General features: G+C 69.9%; 18 protein-coding genes. 9 read left to right on the top strand and 9 right to left on the bottom strand.

The features are described 5' to 3' along the window. Both B0W80_RS15290 and B0W80_RS15285 read left to right on the top strand, forming a co-directional pair. Window positions 1-242 (top strand): energy transducer TonB (locus B0W80_RS15290; RefSeq protein WP_143684637.1); only part of this gene is annotated, 242 nt, incomplete at its 5' end. 8 nt (window positions 243-250) lie between these two features. Beyond that, window positions 251-790: a nucleotidyltransferase family protein gene (locus B0W80_RS15285; RefSeq protein ID WP_077000005.1), complete on the top strand. Its 540-nt coding sequence runs from the start codon at window positions 251-253 to the stop codon at window positions 788-790. A gap of 39 nt (window positions 791-829) precedes the next feature. On the opposite strand, the gene B0W80_RS15280 is transcribed toward B0W80_RS15285, so the two are convergent. Next, entirely contained in the window at window positions 830-1,807 is a 978-nt protein-coding gene (locus tag B0W80_RS15280; RefSeq protein ID WP_077000004.1) for a LysR substrate-binding domain-containing protein, read from the bottom strand. Between the two features lie 137 nt (window positions 1,808-1,944). Between B0W80_RS15280 and B0W80_RS15275 the strand changes: the two genes are divergently transcribed. The 5 genes from B0W80_RS15275 to B0W80_RS15255 are packed head-to-tail and all read left to right on the top strand — an operon-like array spanning window position 1,945 to window position 7,397. Further along, window positions 1,945-3,111, top strand: coding sequence for an ABC transporter substrate-binding protein (locus B0W80_RS15275; protein WP_256856587.1), 1,167 nt, complete (start codon window positions 1,945-1,947; stop codon window positions 3,109-3,111). Next, a complete protein-coding gene (locus B0W80_RS15270; protein ID WP_077000003.1) occupies window positions 3,108-4,316 on the top strand; it encodes a thiolase family protein in 1,209 nt (402 codons plus the stop codon). The genes B0W80_RS15275 and B0W80_RS15270 overlap by 4 nt, the downstream gene beginning before the upstream one ends. Before the next feature lie 34 nt (window positions 4,317-4,350). After that, window positions 4,351-5,898, top strand: a complete 1,548-nt coding sequence (locus B0W80_RS15265; RefSeq protein WP_077000002.1) for an AMP-binding protein — start codon at window positions 4,351-4,353, stop codon at window positions 5,896-5,898. A 19-nt stretch (window positions 5,899-5,917) separates the two neighbouring features. Beyond that, the gene (locus tag B0W80_RS15260) at window positions 5,918-6,235 is read left to right on the top strand and encodes an antibiotic biosynthesis monooxygenase (protein ID WP_077000001.1); all 318 of its coding nucleotides are present in this window, start codon (window positions 5,918-5,920) and stop codon (window positions 6,233-6,235) included. 4 nt (window positions 6,236-6,239) lie between these two features. Beyond that, on the top strand, window positions 6,240-7,397 hold the full coding sequence (locus B0W80_RS15255; RefSeq protein WP_077000000.1) for an ABC transporter substrate-binding protein: 1,158 nt from the start codon (window positions 6,240-6,242) through the stop codon (window positions 7,395-7,397). Here B0W80_RS15255 and B0W80_RS15250 read toward each other — a convergent pair. Both B0W80_RS15250 and B0W80_RS15245 read right to left on the bottom strand, forming a co-directional pair. After that, a complete protein-coding gene (locus tag B0W80_RS15250; RefSeq protein ID WP_077000012.1) occupies window positions 7,394-8,149 on the bottom strand; it encodes an SDR family oxidoreductase in 756 nt (251 codons plus the stop codon). The two genes, B0W80_RS15255 and B0W80_RS15250, sit on opposite strands and share 4 nt — an antisense overlap. Before the next feature lie 96 nt (window positions 8,150-8,245). After that, a complete protein-coding gene (locus B0W80_RS15245) occupies window positions 8,246-8,758 on the bottom strand; it encodes a MarR family winged helix-turn-helix transcriptional regulator (protein ID WP_076999999.1) in 513 nt (170 codons plus the stop codon). Between the two features lie 133 nt (window positions 8,759-8,891). Here B0W80_RS15245 and B0W80_RS15240 point away from each other — a divergent pair, with 133 nt between their 5' ends. Further along, window positions 8,892-9,875 (top strand): tripartite tricarboxylate transporter substrate binding protein, encoded by a 984-nt coding sequence (locus B0W80_RS15240; protein WP_076999998.1) that lies wholly within the window; start codon window positions 8,892-8,894, stop codon window positions 9,873-9,875. A 122-nt stretch (window positions 9,876-9,997) separates the two neighbouring features. On the opposite strand, the gene B0W80_RS15235 is transcribed toward B0W80_RS15240, so the two are convergent. From B0W80_RS15235 to B0W80_RS15225, 3 genes are all read right to left on the bottom strand, one after another. Further along, window positions 9,998-11,731 carry an ATP-dependent DNA helicase RecQ gene (locus B0W80_RS15235; RefSeq protein ID WP_256856586.1) on the bottom strand — a complete coding sequence of 578 codons (1,734 nt, stop codon included), beginning with the start codon at window positions 11,729-11,731 and terminating at the stop codon, window positions 9,998-10,000. 99 nt (window positions 11,732-11,830) lie between these two features. Beyond that, the gene (locus B0W80_RS15230; protein WP_179106933.1) at window positions 11,831-13,462 is read right to left on the bottom strand and encodes an FAD-dependent oxidoreductase; all 1,632 of its coding nucleotides are present in this window, start codon (window positions 13,460-13,462) and stop codon (window positions 11,831-11,833) included. Window positions 13,463-13,464: 2 nt separating this feature from the next. Beyond that, complete coding sequence (locus B0W80_RS15225; protein ID WP_076999995.1) at window positions 13,465-14,460, bottom strand: tripartite tricarboxylate transporter substrate binding protein; 996 nt, start codon at window positions 14,458-14,460, stop codon at window positions 13,465-13,467. Between the two features lie 190 nt (window positions 14,461-14,650). On the opposite strand from B0W80_RS15225, the gene B0W80_RS15220 reads away from it, so the two are divergent. Then, window positions 14,651-15,550 (top strand): LysR family transcriptional regulator, encoded by a 900-nt coding sequence (locus B0W80_RS15220; RefSeq protein WP_076999994.1) that lies wholly within the window; start codon window positions 14,651-14,653, stop codon window positions 15,548-15,550. Window positions 15,551-15,573: 23 nt separating this feature from the next. Here B0W80_RS15220 and B0W80_RS15215 read toward each other — a convergent pair whose 3' ends face one another. From B0W80_RS15215 to B0W80_RS15205, 3 genes are all read right to left on the bottom strand, one after another. Then, entirely contained in the window at window positions 15,574-15,960 is a 387-nt protein-coding gene (locus B0W80_RS15215; protein WP_076999993.1) for a hypothetical protein, read from the bottom strand. A gap of 132 nt (window positions 15,961-16,092) precedes the next feature. Next, window positions 16,093-17,559 carry a CsgG/HfaB family protein gene (locus tag B0W80_RS15210; protein WP_083745418.1) on the bottom strand — a complete coding sequence of 489 codons (1,467 nt, stop codon included), beginning with the start codon at window positions 17,557-17,559 and terminating at the stop codon, window positions 16,093-16,095. 21 nt (window positions 17,560-17,580) lie between these two features. Next, window positions 17,581-18,237, bottom strand: a complete 657-nt coding sequence (locus B0W80_RS15205) for a hypothetical protein (protein WP_076999992.1) — start codon at window positions 18,235-18,237, stop codon at window positions 17,581-17,583. Window positions 18,238-18,271: the final 34 nt, after the last annotated feature.

Here is an 18,271-nt window from a genome sequence, read left to right as displayed (position 1 = left end):
ACCCCAAGGCGCCGTACCCCGCCGAATCCTTCGCGGCCCGCGAGCAAGGGACTGTGCTGCTGCGCGTGCAGACCACGCCTGCCGGTCGCCCGACGATCGTGGAGGTCAAGCAATCGAGCGGCTATTCGCGCCTGGATCGTTCGGCGGTCGAGACGGTCCGAAAGTGGCAGTTCAAACCGACGCCGGACGACGGCACCGAGGTCGGGCGCGAGGTGCCGATCGGCTTCGCGATCATCCATTGAGCGGCGCGATGGAGGCCCGCTTCCTCGCCGACATCCTTCGCAACGACCACAACCGCGCCATCCTCGCGCGCTGGCCAGCGTTGAATCTGCCCGACGGCTGGCTGGTCGCCGGCTGCCTGTTCCAGACGGTGTGGAACCTGCAGGCCGGCCGCGCGCCGGCCGCGGACATCAAGGACTACGACCTTTTCTACTTCGACGCGACCGACACAAGCGAGGCCGCCGAGCAGGCCGTACAGGCTTACGTCGAACACGTGCTGGCCGACCTGGGCATCACCGTCGAAGCGTCGAACCAGGCGCGCGTGCATCTCTGGTACGAGTCGCACTTCGGCCATCCCTATGGGCACGAGCTGCGCAGCGCGCGCGATGGCATCGAGCGCTTCCTGGTGCCGGCCACCTGCGTCGGCGTGCGGCCCGGTGAGCTATACGCACCGTACGGGTTGGCACTGCTCTACGACGGTGTGCTCGGAATGAACCCGCTCGTGCCGCACAGGGATCTGTTCGAGCGCAAGGTGGCCTCGTATCGCGCGCGCTGGCCGCGGCTGAAGTAGGCAGCGGTCGCTGCGGCATCGTGTCGGCGCGGCGCAGCCCTAAGACGCGGCCCGCCGCGCACACACCTGCCGCACCGCCTCCAGAAACATCGACAGCGCCGGATGCACCGATGCCGTGTGGTTGGTGATGATCGCCACCGGGTGCAGCGATGCGGACAGCGGCAGGTCCAATGTCTTCAGCAGTCCGATCTCGACGAAGCGCCGTGCCACGCCGCTCGCGATGGCGGATAACAGCTGCGACTGCCGAAGGATCTCCACCAGCGTGAGGATCGACGAAGTCTCCACCGCCACGCGCGGCGGCGCGGCCCGGCGCGCGGCCAGGCCGCTGGCCACCAGCGCATACAGCTGGCCCGTTCGCGCCGGCAGGATCCAGTCGTAGCGGTCGATGTCGGTGTGCGTCCAGCCGGCGGCGTCGAGCAGCGGGTGGTCGACCGCGCAGACGACGACGGTCGGCTCCTCGTACAAGGTCTCGTGCAGCAGGCCGCGCGCGCCGCCCTGGGGCGTGGCGCGGCCGATGACGCAGTCGATCCTGCCCTTCTCGAGTTGCGGCAGCAAGGTCGTTTCCAGGCCCTCCTGCAGCTCCACGTGGATGCCGGGCCGCAGCTTGCGCAACAGCGCCACCGCATCCGGCACCAGCACCGAGGCCGCGACCGGGAACACGCCGACCCGCACGCGGCCTTCCCATCCGTCGCGCAGCGCGCCGATCTCGGAGCGCGCGGCATCCATGTCGCCCATGGCCTTGCGGGCCCAGTGCAGCAGCACCTCGCCCTGCGGCGTGATCTCGATGCCGTGTGCGGTGCGTTCGAAAAGCCGCGCCTCGAAGATCGACTCGATTTCCTGCAGCAGCTTGCTCGCCGCCGGCTGCGACAGGAACAGCGCCTGCGAGGCCTGCCGGATGTTCTTGTGCTCCGCCAGCATCTCGATCGCGACCAGGTGCCGCATGCGCAGGCGGCCGAACAGCGCGCCGGGCGGCGGCAGGATGTCCGCCTTGTCGTTCGAATCCGGTGCGAGGGGCATCGCGAAATTATCTGGCACGGCTTCGCCATCGGGCCCGGCGTCGGCTTCCGGTTATACGCATATCAATTTTTCGGATGCCGCGGCCGCGGCGCAGGGCTGCGTCCTATCCTGCAGCGATCACTTCCTCGGAGCTCGCCTTGACCGCATCCCGAATCCTCCGCCGGCTCCCGTTGCTGTGCGCCATTGCCTCGGCGGCCGCCTGCATGGTCAGCACCACCAGCGCATGGGCCGAGATCCACGTCGGCGTGGTGCTCAGCACCACCGGCGCCGCATCGTCGCAAGGCGGCCCCGAGCGCGACATGATCACGCTGCTGCCCGACAAGCTGGCCGGCGAGCCGGTGCGCTACACGATCCTCGACGACGCGACCGACCCGTCGCTGGCGGTGAAGAACGCGCGCAAGCTGGTGCTGTCCGACCGGGTCGACGTGCTCGTGGGTTCGTCCAACACACCGAGTTCGCTGGTGCTGGCCGACGTCGCGCTGGAAAGCCGCACGCCGCACGTGTCGCTCGCGCCGATGGACGTGCCAGCCAACCAGCACCCGTGGGTCTTCGTGGTGCCGCAGTCGGCCGACCTGATGATCGGCGGCGTGCTGGAGCACATGCAGAAGAACAACATCAAGACGGTGGGCTACATCGGCTATTCGCAGCCCTGGGGCGACCAGGTCTACCGCAGCCTCACCTCGCTGAGCGGCAAGTACGGCATCAAGGTGCTCAACGACGAACGCTTCGCGCGCACCGACACCTCTGTCATGCCGCAGGTGCTGAAGACCGTGGCGCTCAAGCCCGATGCCGTGCTGGTCGGCGCCACCGGCACCCCGGCCGCCTTGCCGCACCTGACGCTGGTCGAGCGCGGCTACAAGGGGCCGATCTATCACACGCACGGCGTCGTCAACGACGACTTCCTGCGCGTGGGCGGCCCGCGCATCGATGGCGCGCTGGCGCCCATCGGGCCCGTGGTGGTCTACAAGGACTTGCCGGACGGCGACCCGGTCAAGGCGGTGTCGCTCAAGTTCGCGGCGCTGTACGGCAGGCTCGAGCGGCCCGGGCCTGTGAACGCCTTCGCCACCTGGGCCTACGACGCCTACCTGCTGCTCGACAAGGCGGCGGCCGGTGCGCTGGCCAAGGCCAAGCCCGGCACGCCCGAGTTTCGCGTGGCGCTGCGCGATGCACTCGAAACGCAGACCTCGGGCCTGGTCGGCAGCAACGGCATCTACCGCATCACCGCGTCCGACCACAACGGACTCGACAGCCGCGCCCGCGTGATGGTGCGTGCCCAGGGCGGCAGCTGGCGAGCCGAGCGATGACGGGCGTCTTCATTCCCTACGGCGCCTACTGGTCGTCTCCGTTCGCGCGCTGGCAGGGCAGCCTGTCGCACCTGCACAGCCTGGAGTTCTGCGCCTGGCTCGCGCGCAGGACGCTGGCGGCGAAGAACATCGACACCGGACTCGTCGACTTCGGTGTGCTCGGTACGACGGTGCCGCAGCGCGGCGCTTTCTACGGCTTGCCGTGGGTCGCCGCGCTGGCCGGCATGCCGACATTGGCGGGGCCGACCCTTTCGCAGGCCTGCGCCACCTCCGCACGCTGCGTGGCGACGGCCATGCACGAGGTCGCCGGCGGCGCTTTCGATTGCGGGTTGGTGCTCACGGCAGATCGCGTGTCGAACGGGCCGCAGCTCTATTACCCCGATCCGCGCGGCGTCGGCGGCACCGGCCTGCACGAGAGCTGGGTCACGGACTCCTTCGAGCGCGACCCGTGGACCTCGAAGTCCATGCTGTACACGGCGGAAGCCGTGGCCGCGCGCTTCAACATCTCGCTCGACGAGCAGCACGAAGCGGTGCTGCTGCGCTACGAGCAGTACGCCGCCGCGCTCGCGAACGACCACGCCTTCCACCGCCGCTACATGCAGCTTCCGTTCGAGGTGCCCGATGCGCGCTTCAAGAAATCGATCGCGACGCTGTCGGGCGACGAAGGCATTCACGCCACCACGCGCGAGGGCCTGTCGAAGCTGAAGCCCGTGATGCCCGACGGCACCGTGACCTATGGCGCCCAGACCCACCCGGCGGACGGCAACGCGGGCATGCTGGTCGCCACCCGCGAGCGCGCGCGGCAGCTCAGCGCGCGGCCCGACGTGCAGATCGAGATTCTCTCCACCGGGCAGGCGCGCACCGAGGCCATGCATATGCCTTATGCACCGGTGCCGGCCGCGCGTCAGGCCATGGAGCGCGCCGGCTTGCGCTTCGAGCAACTGCACGCGGTGACCACGCACAACCCCTTCGCCGTCAACGACATCGTGCTGGCACGCGAGACCGGCCTGCCGCTCGACCGTATGAACAGCTTCGGTTGCTCCCTGGTCTGGGGCCACCCGCAGGCGCCGACCGGCCTGCGCGCCATCATCGAACTCATCGAAGCCCTCGAGATGCGCGGCGGTGGGCTGGGCCTGTTCACGGGTTGCGCCGCGGGTGACACGGCCATGGCGCTGGTGCTGCGTGTGGGGGACGCTGCAGCATGAGCCGCCGGGCCGCTCCCAAGGCGAAGGTGCTGTTATGAGCGAGCTTGACAGGTTCATCGACCGCTGCCGCGGCACCGTGGTCGAGCTGCTGCTGCAAGCCGCCGCGCAGTGGCCGCAGCAGCCCGCGCTCGTCTGCCACGGCGAAACGCTCGACTACGCCGCCTACGGCAACGCCGTCGTCGCGCTCGCCGGCCGATTGCGCGAAGGCGCTCCACTGGCCCGCGTGGCGATCGTCATGCGAAGTGGCATCGGTGCCTGCATCGCCCATTTCGGCGTGCTGGCCTCGGGCGCGCAGCTGCTGCCGATGAACCCCGAGTACACCGCGCGCGAGCTGCACTACCAGCTGCAGGATGCCGACTGCGATGCGCTGATCGCCGACACCGGCCTGCGCGAGCTGCTGGAGCCCCTGGCCGCTTCCTTGAACCTGCCCGTGGTGTGGATGGATACTGGCGCCCCGAAGACTGGCGCGCAGGCCGCCCCGGCGATCGGTGCGCTGCCGCGTCTCGATGCATCAACGTTGGGCATCCTCCAGTACACGGGCGGCACCTCCGGCAGGCCCAAGGGAGTGAACCTCACGCACGCCGCGCTGCGCACCAACGTCGAGCAACGGGAAGCGCTTCTTCCCACACGCATGGCCAGCGAGCGCGTCCTCTGCGCGATGCCGCTCTTCCATTCGTACGGCATGGCGATGGGCCTTTACCTCGCGGCGCGTTGCGCGGGCACCCTGGTCATACTGCCCGCGTTTCGCCGCGACGAACTGTTCGATGCCATCGAGGCCCATCGCATCACCCTCTTCCCGGGCAGCCCCTCGATCTACGTCGCGCTCATGGCGCATCCGCGCTTCGAACGCACCGACTGGTCGTCGCTGCGCATGTGCTACTCGGGCGCGTCTGCTTTGCCGGTGGCCGTGCTGCGGCGCTGGGAGGACACGGTGAAGGCCGCCATCTACGAGGGCTACGGCCAGACCGAGGCCGGCCCGGTGCTCAGCTTCAACGGCCCGGGCCACGCGGTCAAGGCGGGCTCGGTCGGGCTGCCGCTGCCGCAGACGCAGATCGACATCGTCGACGTGGAAACGGGCCAGCGACGACTCAGCCCCGGCGAATGCGGCGAAGTGCGGGCACGGGGGCCTCAGCTCATGCAGGGCTACCGACAGTTGCCGGCCGAGACGGCCGAGGCCCTGCGCGACGGTTGGCTCTACACCGGCGACCTGGGCGAGATCGACGACGACGGCTATCTCTTCATCCGCGGGCGCAAGAAGGATCTGGTCATCGTCGGCGGCTACAACGTCTACCCGCGCGAGATCGAGGAAGTGCTGCTGGAGCATCCGGCCGTCCACGAGGCAGCCGTGGTCGGCACGCCAGACGGCTACCGCGGCGAAGTGCTGATGGCCTTCGTCGTGCCGCGGCCCGGCATGGAAGACGCCGTCGACGATGCGGCGCTGGCGCTGCATTGCGCCGAACGGCTGACGCGCTACAAGCGCCCGACCCGCTACGCCCGGCTGCCCGCGCTGCCGAAGACACCCATCAACAAGGTCGACAGGAAGGCGCTGGCCGCCCTGGCGGCAGAGCGTTCACCCGCGTGACCGCAAAGGAGACACCCCCATGCTGATCTGCATCATCGAATTCAAGGTCATCCCGGGCATGGAGCAGCGCAACCGCGAGATGGTGGCCGAGCTGCTGGTGGCCGCCGCCAAGATCGACGGCTTCGTCTCCAAAGAGACCTTCCTGAGCCGCGACAACGAAGGCAAGGTGATCTCGCTGTCGTACTGGCGCGATGCCGAAGCCCTGCGCGGCTGGATGCGCGACGCCGAACACCGGCGCTCGATTCCGATCGGCAAGAACGAGCTCTTCCTGAGCTACACGATCCAGATCGCGGAACTCGTGCGCGAGAAGACCTGGACCAAACCCACGGAAGGCTGAACGAATGATCACCGGCAAACCGATGCTGCGCTGGGCGGGCCTGCTCGCGGCGACGCTCTTCTTCACCTGCGCTCACGCGGCCGACCTCAAGGTGGGCGTGAGCAGTTCGCTGTCCGGCCCGCTCTCGGCGCTGGGCATTCCCTACGAGAAGGGCATTCGCGCCGCGCTGGCGCACCAGCCCGAGGTGGCCGGGCGCAAGGTGCAGCTGATCGTGCTGGACGACGCCTCCGACCCGACCACGGCCGCGCGCAACGCGCGCAAGCTGGTCGGCGAGGACAAGGTCGACGTGCTGATCGGGACCTCGGGCGTTCCCGGGTCGCTCGCCATGGCTTCGGTGGCGCGCGAGTTGCAGGTGCCGCTGATCTCGCCCACGCCTTTCAACCTACCGCCGGCCGACAGCGACTGGACCGTCACCGTGTCGCAGGCCTTCCCGGTGATGGTCAGCGCCGTGGTCGAGCGCATGAAGAAGTCGGGCGTGAAGAGCGTGGCTTACATCGGCTTCTCCGACGCGCTGGGCGACCTGGCCTACGACTCGCTGGTCAAGAGCGCCGATGCGGCCGGCATCAAGGTGGTCGGCAACGAGCGCTACGGCCGCACCGATGCGTCGGTGGCCGGCCAGGTGCTGAAGATCATGGCGGCGCGTCCGGACGCCGTGTTTGCCGGCAACTCCGGTTCGCCCGGCGCACTGCCCTACCTCGCGCTGAAGGACCGGGGCTACCGGGGACAGATCTACGGTTCGCACGGCCTGATCAACGTCGACTTCGTGCGGGTCGCGGCCTCGGCGGCCGATGGGCTGATGGTCCCCAGCGGGCCCGTCATGGTGGCGGACGAGCTCCCGGCGGGCAATCCGGCCCGGGAGCCCGCGCAAGCGTTTCGCAGCACGTACAAGCGCCTGCACGGCGCGCTGCCGGAGGATGCCTTCTCCGCCTACACCTTCGATGCGTGGCTGCTGTTCGCCAGCGCCGCCGCACGGGTCGATGCCAAGGTGCAGCCCGGCACGCCGGGCTTTCGCGTCGCCTTGCGCGATGCGATCGTCAACACCAAGGCGCTGGCCGGTGCCAACGGCACCTACAACTTCCGCCCCGGCCAGGCCTATGGGCTGGAGCAGCCCTCGGTGGTGGTGATCCGGCTCGACAAAGGCGCCTGGCGGCTCGTGCCCTAGCGCGGCGCGGGCGAGCCGGCCGCCTCAGCCAGCCAGTGCTCGAGCGTGATCGCGCCAATCGCCGCGTCGTCCGCTGCCACGAGCGCCCGGTCGTCCAGCACCGAGCCGAAGTAGGTTGCCTGCGGGTCGCCCACCGCACGGCGCGGATCGCCGCCGGCGTCGAGCGCGCGCTGCACGGCCTCGTGCATCGGCAGCCGCTCGGGCCCGCCCACCTCGACCAGGCCATGCCGCGGCGGCTGCTCCACCACTTGCGCCAGGAAGCGCGCGACGTCGTCCGCGGCGATCGGCTGGAACAGCGCGGAAGAGACCCGCATGCCTTCACCGGCGGAGTCGGCGATGCCCTTGAGGAACTCGAAGAACTGCGTGGCGCGAACGATCGTGTAGGGCACCCCGCCGTCGCGGATCAGCGCTTCCTGCGCGAGCTTGGCGCGCAGGTAGCCGTTGTCGGGGAGGCGGTCCGATCCCACCACCGAGAGCGCGACGTAGTGCCGCACGCCCGCGGCCCGGGCCGCGGCCAGCAGCTTGGCCGTCGCGGTGCGGAAGAACTGCAGCACGGCGTCGGGCGCGAACGACGGCGAGTTGCTCACGTCCACCAGCACGTCGGCCCCGGCCAGGGCGTTGTCCAGCCCCTCGCCCGTCAACGCGTTGACGCCACGCGAGGGCGATGCCACGGTCACGCGGTGGCCGGCGGCCTCCAGCAGGGAAGCGAGTTTGCCGCCGATGAGGCCGCTGCCGATCAGAGTCACGTTCATGTCGATGTCCTTGGTTGATGAAGCGGGCGCATCGCCATCGATGCCCTTCACCACTTAGACGTGCGGCCCGGGCGGTTTGTGACAGTCGTGCCAGTTTCAGGCGCTGCGCCGCCCGCCACGCCACCGGTCTGCCCGCTGCGCGATGCCGTCGCCTTCGTCGTGAATGCGCAGCACCTGCTCGAAGACGCGCGCCAGCAGGCCTTCGAGCGTCGCGGCCTCGTCCTCGGTCAAGGTGTGGACGATGCGGCGGTTGATCTGCGCCAGCTGCGGGAACAGCCTCTCATAGACGTCCCGCCCCTTGGCCGTGGCCGACAGTTGCGTGCGGCGGCCCGCACTGCCATCGGGCGCCACGCGTTCCACGAGCTTCTGTTCGATCAGCAGGCCGAGCAGCCGCGAGACCCGCGCCCGTTCGAAATGGCATCGCCGCGCCAGGTCCGACGGCGAGCGCGGGCCTTCTTCCACCAGTGCGGCCAGCAGGCGCCACTCGCTGCGCGAGATGCCGAAGCCGCCTTCGCACAGTCGGATGGCCGGCGCGCCGCCCAGATTGACGAGGCGCTTCAGCTGGTAGTTCAGCAGGTCGTCGTGTACCTGCGGGTCCCAAAGGCTCATGGATCAACCTCCGCGCGCTACGGATCGCGTCGGGAGCGGCCTTGCGAGGCGTGGGCTGGACCGTTCACGATTGTTTTGAACAACTCGGCGTGCCGGCGCTAATCTGCTCCGAACTTCCTGCGGGGGCAAGGCGATGCAGGCATTCGGATGCAGATGGTTTACCGCGCTGGGGACGGGCCTGGGGCTGGTGTTCGGGCTGCATGGCCTGGCCTCCGGCGAGCCGCCGTTTCCCGCCGGGCCGGTCAAGATCGTCGTCGGCTTCGGCGCCGGTGGCGCACCCGACACCGCGGCACGGCTGCTCGCGACGGGGCTCTCGCGGCGATGGTCGCAACCCGTCGTCGTCGAGAACCAGGTCGGCGCAAGCGGCACCTTGGCGGCCGCCAGCGTCGCGCGCGCCAAGCCGGACGGGTCGACCCTGCTCTTCGGCGTGGCCGCCAACCTGTCGGTGGCGCCCGCGGTGATGCGGCAGCCACCCTACGACCCGGTCAAGAGTTTCACGCCGGTGGCCGAAGTAGCCCGCTCGGCCTACGTGTGGCTCGTGCGTGCGGATGCGCCCGTGGCCACCATGCCCGAGTTCATCGCCTGGGCCAGGCGCGAGCCCGGCAAGTTGAACTACGGCTCGCCGGGGCAGGGCACGCAGCACCACCTGGCGACCGAGCTCATGAAGCGCAACGAAGGCGTCTTCATGGTGCACGTGCCCTACCGCGTGGCTGCCTACCAGGGCCTGTTGGCCGGGGACATCCAGGGCATGCTCGAAAGCCTGCCGGCGCCGCTGGCGCTGATCGACAGCGGCCGGGTGCGTGCGCTCGCCGTGACCGGGCCGGCACGTCTGCCGGGACTGCCGCAAGTGCCGACCTTCCAGGAGCAGGGGCTGCACGAACTCGACGTCGCGGCCTGGTGGGGCGTGGTCGGCCCGGCCGGATTGTCCGAGGCCGTCGTAGCCCGCCTGCACGCCGACATCCGCGCCGTGCTGGCCGAGTCCGAGACCCGTGGCGCGCTGACGCGCGGTGGCATTGAGCTGGCCCACGGCACGCCCGAAGACTTCGGGGCCCACATCGCCCGCGAATGGCAACGCTGGCGCGAAGTCGCGTTGCAGCGCGAGCTGTCGTCGGATTGAACGATCAGTGCGCCGCGTCGCGGCGCGCCACCCGCACCACTCGCCCGCGCTCGCCATCGGTCAGCAGATACAGCCCGCCGTCCGGCCCACCGCTGTTTCCGTGCAAGCGCCGGATCGAGCCGTCAGGCGCCCTTGCGAGTCCTCGCGACCGCGCCCTTGGCCGCTGTGCGCTCGAGTCCCACCGCACTGACGAAGTCCGGCAGAAACGACCGCCGGCTGCCATCGGCGAATTCGATCGTCACCGACAGCGGATCGGCGTTGACCACCTGTCCCTGCCCATAGCGCTTGACCTTGACGGTCTGCTGTGGCGTGAAGGTCGGCGCCGGCATGCGCGGCGGCTCGGGCTTGCGCAACACCGGCTCGTGGGTCAACACGATCGGCTGCGCCATCGACGCCTCGTGCTTCGCGATGCGGCGGCAGTTGTCGCATTGGCCACAGCGTGGAGCAGGCGCGTCGGCCTCCAGGTAGCCCAGCAGCACCTGCCAGCGGCACTGGCCGCTCTGCGCATAGAAGACCATGCGCTCCAGCGTCGCGCGGTCCTGCTCGCGCTTGTCGCGGTAGAGCGTGAGCAGTTCGTCCAAGGTGCCGGCGTCGATGTCGTGGCGCAGCAGGCGCACGTGGCGCTGGCGGTCGACGTTGGCGATGCGGCGTGTGCGCAGCAGCGCCAGGGCCACTTGCAGCTTGTTCGACGGGATCTTCAGGTGCTCGCGCAGGCTCGCCATGGTCCAGCCTTCGGCGTCGGGCGCTTCGCCGCCCAGGGTCCGGTAGAGCGCGTCGAGGTCGTGCGCATCCGGATAGCGGCCGGCCAGGAAGAACTGCTGCACCGCCCGGTCTCGCTGCAAAAAGAGCAGCGTGCAGGCCGCATCGCGGCCATCGCGCCCGGCCCGGCCTGCTTCCTGGTAGTAGGCGTCCAGGCTGCCGGGCATCTGGTAGTGCAGCACGAAGCGGATGTCGGGCTTGTCGATGCCCAGGCCGAAGGCATTGGTGGCGACCATCACGCGCAGTCCGCCGTTCATGAAGCCGTCCTGCATGCGCCTGCGTTCGGCGGCCGGCATGCGGCCGTGGTACAGGCCCGCGGATTCGTCCTGCGCCAGCAGGGCGCGGTGCAGCTCTTCGGCGGCCTTGATCGTGGCCGCGTACACGATGCCGCAGCCTCGCGTGGCCGCCACCAGTGCGAGCGCGCGGCGCAGGCGGTTCTGTTCGCCCTGGAGCGGCTCCACCGCGAAGTGCAGGTTCGGGCGGTAGGTGCCCGTGTCGAGCATGCCCTCGGCGGGAATGCCGAGCTGCTTCATGATGTCGGCCGCCACCTCGTCGGTGGCCGTGGCGGTCAGGGCCAGGACGGTCCGGGCGCCGAGCGCACGGCGGGCCGCGCCGATCTCCAGAAAGGCGGGTCGGAAGTCGTGCCCCCACTGCGAGATGCAGTGCGCTTCGTCGACCACCAGCAGCGATGTCGGCTGCGCACGCAGCAGCGCCATGAATCCGGCATCGGCCAGCCGCTCGGGCGTGACCAGCACGATGCGCGCAGTGCCGTCGGCAATGGCCTGCTCGGCTGCCTCGCGCTCGTCGGCGGGCACCTGGCTGTTGAGCTGCACCGCGGCGACACCGAGTTCGCGCAATTTGTTGCACTGGTCCTTCATGAGCGCGATCAGCGGCGAGACCACGACGGCGCGGCCTTCCAGCAGCACGGCCGGCAGCTGATAGCACAGCGACTTGCCGGCACCGGTGGGCATGACGGCGAGCGTCGATTGCCCTGCCAGCACGCGTTCGATCACTTCCTGCTGACCGGGCCGCAGTTGTTGCAGGCCGAAGCGCTGGCGCAGCGTGCGTTGCAGGAGGGCTTTGGACGGAGGCTTCAAGTGAGTGGGCCGACCAGGCAAGCCGGGCCGGCGTCGAGCAAGCCCCGACTGTGATGACGCGGCGCGGGCTCGCTTGTGAGAAGCGGCCCACGCCTGTTGTCAGGCAAATCGGTAGCCCACCCGCCGCGTCGGCGTCAGCGCCCCGAAGCTGGGCCATTCGAGCAGCACGCCCTGGCCCTGCAACAGCTGCTGAAAGTCGGCCAGCAGGGCCGGCGAGGCGCGCACGGCCCGCGGCGGCTGTTGCTTGCACAGCGCGAAGGCGGCCAGCGCGCCGGCGGCCTCGCCGATGCTCCATTCGGTCGCATGTTCGCGGTAGGCACCGTTGGTGACGCGCGTGGTGCCGATGTTCTTGCAGGCCGGCAGCAGGTTGTCCACGCGCACCGGCAGCAAGGCGCCCAGCGGAATCTGGAACGGGTAGGAATCGATGTCGACCGTGTTGCGCCCGCGCGTGCTCGGATGCAGGTCGATGCGGTAGGCGCCGATGCCGACGCTGTCGGCGAAGCGTTCCGCCGCGTCGTACCCCGGCCGGGCCTGCACGCCGATGTGCTGCTCGAGCACGGTGAACTCGGCCTGGATGCGCCGTCCCTCGCGGTAGTAGGCCTGCTTGGCCAGGCCGTCGGTGGTGCCCAGCACGTCGCCGCGCAGGCGCAGGCCCGGGTAGCCCGCACCGCCGTCGTGGCGCGGCGCCTCGGTCTGCATCCAGTAGAAGAAGGCGAGGCTGAATTCGCGCGAGGACTGCAGCGCGGCGTGCTGCGCCTCGGGCGTCACGCCGACGACCGGCTGCTCCCAGTAGTCCATCTGCGGCCAGTTGGCCAGCGTGATGTCGCTCGCGTAGGCGCCGTGCTCGAAATGCCCGCGCCAGGCGATGCGCCGCGCATGCCACAGGTCGTACAGCGATTCGGCATCGGTCGGCCCGGCGAAGAGCGGCCGCTCGCGCGGCTCGTGCGTGACGAAGTCGCTCAGCGTCCAGCTCAGCTGCGGGCCCGGCCAGCAGGCCAGCTGCAGCGTGCGCAGGCGCTCGTAGTCCCCGGGGCGCTCGATGGTGTGGTCTTCGCCCGGGTGGTAGTCGGCGGCCAGGCACCAGGTGATGGCCTGCTGGTCGAGCGGGTCGGCCTGGTCGAGCGCATGCGGCTCCTGCGTGTGCTGCCGCGACTCGGCGCCGACGACGTGCTCCACGCCGGCCAGATCGAGCACGTCGCCGATCTCGGTGGCGTCGATGAACATCGGGGCCTGCAGGGTGCGCAGGCGGTCCTCGCGCAGGTCGCGCAGCTGCATCGATTGCAACCGGTCGCCTTCGCATTCGACGGCCAGCAGGCGGTGCTCGCGCAGCACGACCAGCCGGCCGTCGGCTTCGTGCGGCGCGAGCATCGCGTCGATCACCTTCACGGCCACCCAGGGCTCGTGGCACAGCGTGCTGACGTTGCCCTGGCCCGGGTTCAGGCGCAGGTTCATGCGTGCCGCGGGCGTCAGCGGCAGATGGTCGCGGTAGTACTGGCGAATGCCGTGGCGCAGTTCGGCATAGCTGTGCGAGCCGCTCAGGTGCTCGATCCACGGGTGCTCGTCGGGCGGCACGCCTTGCGAGGTGAGCTGGCCGCCCAGCCAGTCGAGTTCTTCCACCAGGATCACGCGCAGGCCCTGTCGCAGCGCGGCCAGCGTGGCGGCGATGCCGCCGAGGCCGCCGCCCACCACCGCCAGGTCGGCACGCAGCTCGGCGCCGGGTTCGTGGGGCATGCTCATTCCGGACGCAGCCCCAGGCGGCGGATCGCGTCGCCGTAGCGCTGGGTCTCCGTTCCGATCAGCTCCTTGAACTGGGCACGCGTGCCGCCCGCCGGCTCCACGCCCAGGCTGCGCAGGCGCTCCTGCACGGCCGGCTGGGCCAACGCTGCATTCACTTCCTTGTTGAGGCGATCCAGCGTCGCGGCCGGCGTCGCCGCCGGCGCCAGGATGCCGAACCAGCCCGTGACCTCGAAGCCCTTGACGGCCAGCTCGGCCACGGTCGGCACGTCGGGCAGCACCGCCGAACGCTTCGCGGTGGTCACCGCCAGCGCACGGAGCTTGCCGGACTGGATGTGCGGCAGAGCGCTCGACGGAATATCGAAGCCCAGGTCGACTTCGCCCGACAGCAGGGCCGTGAGCGCCGGGCCCGAGCCCTTGTACGGGATCATCTGCATGTCGACCTTGGCGTCGTGCTTCAGGAACTCCGCGGCCAGGCTGGTGGTCGTCGCGCCGCCGCCGCCGGCCGAGTAGTTGAGCTTGCCGGGCGACTTGCGTGCGGCGTCGAGCAGGCCCTTGAAATCCTTGAAGGGCGAGCCCGCCGGCACCACCACCACCACGGGCGAGGCACCCACCTTCGCGACCGGCGCGAAGCTCTTGACGGTGTCGTAGTTCAGCTTGGGGTACAGCGCGGTGCTGCCCGGGAAGCCGCTGGTCACGAAGAGCAGCGTCTGCCCGTCGGCCGGCGCGGCCGCGACGAAGCTGGTCGCGATGGTGGCGCCGGCGCCGGGCCGGTTGTCGACGATGACCGGCTGGCCCAGCGCCTTGCCGAGCGCCTCGCCCATCAGCCGCGCGAGGATGTCGCCCGAGCCGCCGGGCGCGAAGCCGACGACCAGGGTGACCGGCTTCGTCGGATAGGCGTCGGCCGCGAAGGCGGGGGCGCCGCAGACCGCGGCAAGGGTGACGGTGGCGGCGGCGATGCGCTGCAGGCAGCTGCGCCGGGAAAGCGGGTTCATGTTGTCTCCTGTGGAATCGATGGCGTGCTGCGTGTCCACAGCATCGCCCGGGAGTTCTCATGCTAGGAGCGGGTGCCCGTCCGGGCCAATACCAAGGCTTCCGAAGGGCATGCCTCGGTGTTATGTTGACGGCTGGCCGGCGAACGCGATTGTTCTGACGCCGTCTTGCCGAGACATCGAGGATTCCCGCATGAACCTGCGCCAGATCGAAGTGTTCCGCGCCGTCATGGCCACGGGCTCCATCACCAAGGCCGCGACCCTGTTGCACGTGTCGCAGCCGGGCGTGAGCCGCCTGATCCGGCACCTGGAGCTGCAGCTCGGCGTGGCGCTGTTCGAACGCCGCACCGGCCGCCTGGTCGCCACGCCCGAGGCCCACACGCTGCAGCAGGAGGTGGACAAGGTCTACCGCGGCGTGCGCCAGGTGCAGGACGTGGCCTCGAACCTGCGCTTCGGCGCGCATGCCACGCTGCGCGTGCTGTCGAGCGCCAACACCGCGCTCGACCTGGTGCCGCGCGCCATCGCGCGGCTGCTCGAGAAGTACCCGCATGCCCAGGTCTCCTTCGAGGCCGTGCCCACGCGCGAGATCGTGAAGTCGCTGGTGGCGGAGGAGGCCGACGTCGCCATCTCCAGCGCGTCGCTCGACCACCCGGTGCTGGACGTGCAGGTCTTCGGCCAGTGGACCTTGATGTGCGCCCTGCCGCCCGGCCATGCGCTGGCGAACGCGAAGCGCCTCGACCTGGCGGCCGCGCTGCGCGAACGGCTGGTGCTGTACAGCCCCGAGGCGCCGCAGAGCCGCATCATCGACGCCTGGCTGGCCGAGCGCGACATCGCGCGCCGCCGCAGCGTGGAGGTTCGTTCCGGCTATGCCGCCTGCTCGATGGTGGCGCACGGCGCCGGGGTCGCCTTCGTCGACGACCTGTCGGCGCGTGCCTTCCAGCAGGGCCGCCTGGCCATCGCCGCGATTCCCAAGGCGCCGCGCTTCGACCTGCTGAGCGTGAGCAACGTGAACCGGCCGTTGTCGGCGCTGGGGCAGACCTTCCTGAAGATGGTGAGGGAGGAACTCAGGTCACTGCAGGCGACCGCGCTGTAGATCGCGCGTCGCCGATGCGCGGGCTACTTCTGCCGCGCCACCTTGTCGATCACCTGCCCCAGCTTGGCGAAGTACGCGCGCGCCTGGGCCGTCGGCACGATGTACTTGATGCGGCTGTCGCCCTGATCGTCGGCGAAGGTGATGAGGTCTTTTTCGCGCAGTGAGCGCAGCCGGCGATGCACCGTGGTCGGCGACGAGGCCACGTCCAGGTCCATCGCTTCGAGCACCCGCACGGTCTCGCCTGCGGCCCACTTGGCGGCCAGGCCGTTGAGGATGCGTTCTTCCATCGCGTCCATCACCGGCGCGTTGCGGATGCTGCGGGCCAGGCGGACGAATTGCAGGTACGTGGCGGCGAACTCGGCGGACTTGAGCATGAGCGGCGCGACGGGCGGGTTCGGTTGAAACGACATCGAGCCGGATCCCGAGGGGAGCGGCGAGCGGCGGCGCCTGCCTTGCAAGCATGGGCCCGCGAATGATGCGCGCAGGCCGATGCGAAATCAAGGCAGGGTCGCGGGCCCGGCCCTGCTCACGTGCTCACGCGCTCACCACTTGTCGTCGTTCTGCGGCGCTGCTGCAGGCGCCGCGGCCGGCGCGGGGCGCGCTTGCACCGCCCTGGCCACGGGTGCGGCGCCGGCCACGACAGCCGGCGCTGCGGCGGCAGGAGCCGCCTGCTGGGCCGAGGCTAGCGGCTCGGCGGCCGGCTGCGCCTTGGCCACGGTCACGCCCTTGAGCTCGTCGCGCAACTGAAGGCCGCCTACGGGCAGTTGCTCAAGGTTCGAGCGCACGTTCTCCAGCCGGCCGTACGACAGGTTCGGCGTCACGCGTTCGACCACGAGTTCGCAGCAGGGCTGCTCGACGCGGCCGAGGCTCTGGCCGGTCTGCGGGTCTTTCATCTCCGCGCCCATGGCGACCATCTGGTAGCGGCCGCCTTCCTTCAGGGCTCGGCCGCCTTGGCTCAGCACGACGTTCGTGCCGTCGCGCGAGACGACCGTCACCGGGAAGGTGCGGCGCACGATGGAGGTCACCACCTGGTTCACCATGTCGGTGGTCATGTCCTCGAGCACCTTGTGCGAGTCCACGCCGCTGCCCAGCGTGGTGGCCGCCACGCTGGGCGCCTGGCCGCGCAGCGAGTCCGAGGCCATCACCTGGCGCGTGGCCACGTTCACCAACTTCTCGGTCAGCGCCCAGCCGCCCGAGTAGCTCACGAGTTCGCGGTCGCTGGTCTTGAGCTGGCGTGCGTGGCGGTTGTACACGAGGCTGCTCACACGCGCCGTCCACACGATGTCGGCGCTCGCGGCCTGCGACAGCTTGGCCAGCTCTGCGCTGGGCGCCTGGCCGGACTTGATCATGTCCAGCTCGCCCTCGATGTCGGGGCTCAGCTCGCGGTCGAGCACGGCGAAGCGGCCGGTCTGCACCAGCGCGTCGCTGATGCGCTGACGGATCGCGGCGCCGACCTCGGCCGAGGGCACGCTGCGGTCGCCCATCGGCAGGTTGGGGCCGTCGAAACGGATCTGCCCGACCACCACCTTGAGCTTCTGCATGTCGGCCGAAGGCGTGAACTTGGCGATCTGCGCCTCGATGGTCGCCTTGTAGCGCTGGCCGCCGATGATCGAAGGCTCCTGCAGCTCGACCAGCTTGAAGTTCTGGATCACGCCGCCGGAGCGCTGGGCCACGACCTCGGCGAAGGCGCTGCCGCGCAGCGATGCCGAGTCCTGGCCCAGGCTCACGTCCAGCCCGTACTTGGCCGACACGGTGGCCGATTGCACGGTGGCGCCGTTCACCTGCAGCAGCGCGAGCTTCATCGCCTCGGCCACGGCCTCGCCGGCGCTGGCGCCGAAGCCGTGCGCGGTGGTGGCCACGTTGCCGACCTTGCCCGCATCGGGCACGGGCGGCGCGACGTTGGTGGCGGCGGGTGCCGGTGCGGCCGCGGCCTTCTCGGGTTCCTGCTTGCCGCAGGCGACGAGCAGGGTTGCCGCGGCGACCGCGGTCACGCACAGGAGCTGGCGCATCGGGAGATGTGGGCGGGCCACTTACAGGGCTGCCGCCGCGGCAGAAGCGTCCGAGGGAACCGGCACGCCGCTCGATTGGGCGAAGGACACCGCGTTCTTGAGGGCACCCGACACGCTGGTCATCGCATCGGGGAACTTGGTCACCACGTAGACCGCCGACTGCAGCTTGGGCAGTTGCAGCGGCGAGGCGCCCTTGAGGCCGTTGCCCATGTTCGACACGTCCTTGCCGACGCCCATGTACTTGTTGACGCCGGTCGCCAGCAGCACCAGGCCCTGGCCGTAGATGGCCTTCGATTGCGCGTCCATGGCCGGCTGGGTCGCGATCTTCTGCGCGACCAGGTCGGTGGACGTGGCCACCGCCTTGTTGGCGGCCTCGGCGCTGTCCTTGGTCGCGCCTTCCTGGAAGCTGTCGGCTTCGAGCTTGACCTTGGCAGCCTCGTCCTTCAGGCCCAGGGCTTCGGCGAGCTTGGCGTTGGCGTACAGCACGTCCTTGCTGGCAGCGACGTAGCCGCGCACCAGCGAATCCTGCTGGCCCGACAGGTCGGCCGCGGGGGCGGCTGCGCCGGAGGACTTGGTCACGCCTGGAATCGAAGGCAGCGAGAACTGCGCGTGGGCCATGCTGGTGAAGCCGGCTGCAAGGAGGGCGGCTGTGGCGATGGCGGTGTGCGTCTTGGTCATTGGGTCGGGATCCGTTCGGGTTGCTTGTTGTCGA

This window comes from Variovorax sp. KK3 (assembly GCF_001984055.1).
GTDB lineage: Bacteria > Pseudomonadota > Gammaproteobacteria > Burkholderiales > Burkholderiaceae_C > Variovorax.
This window is presented reverse-complemented; position numbering and strand designations above follow the sequence as displayed.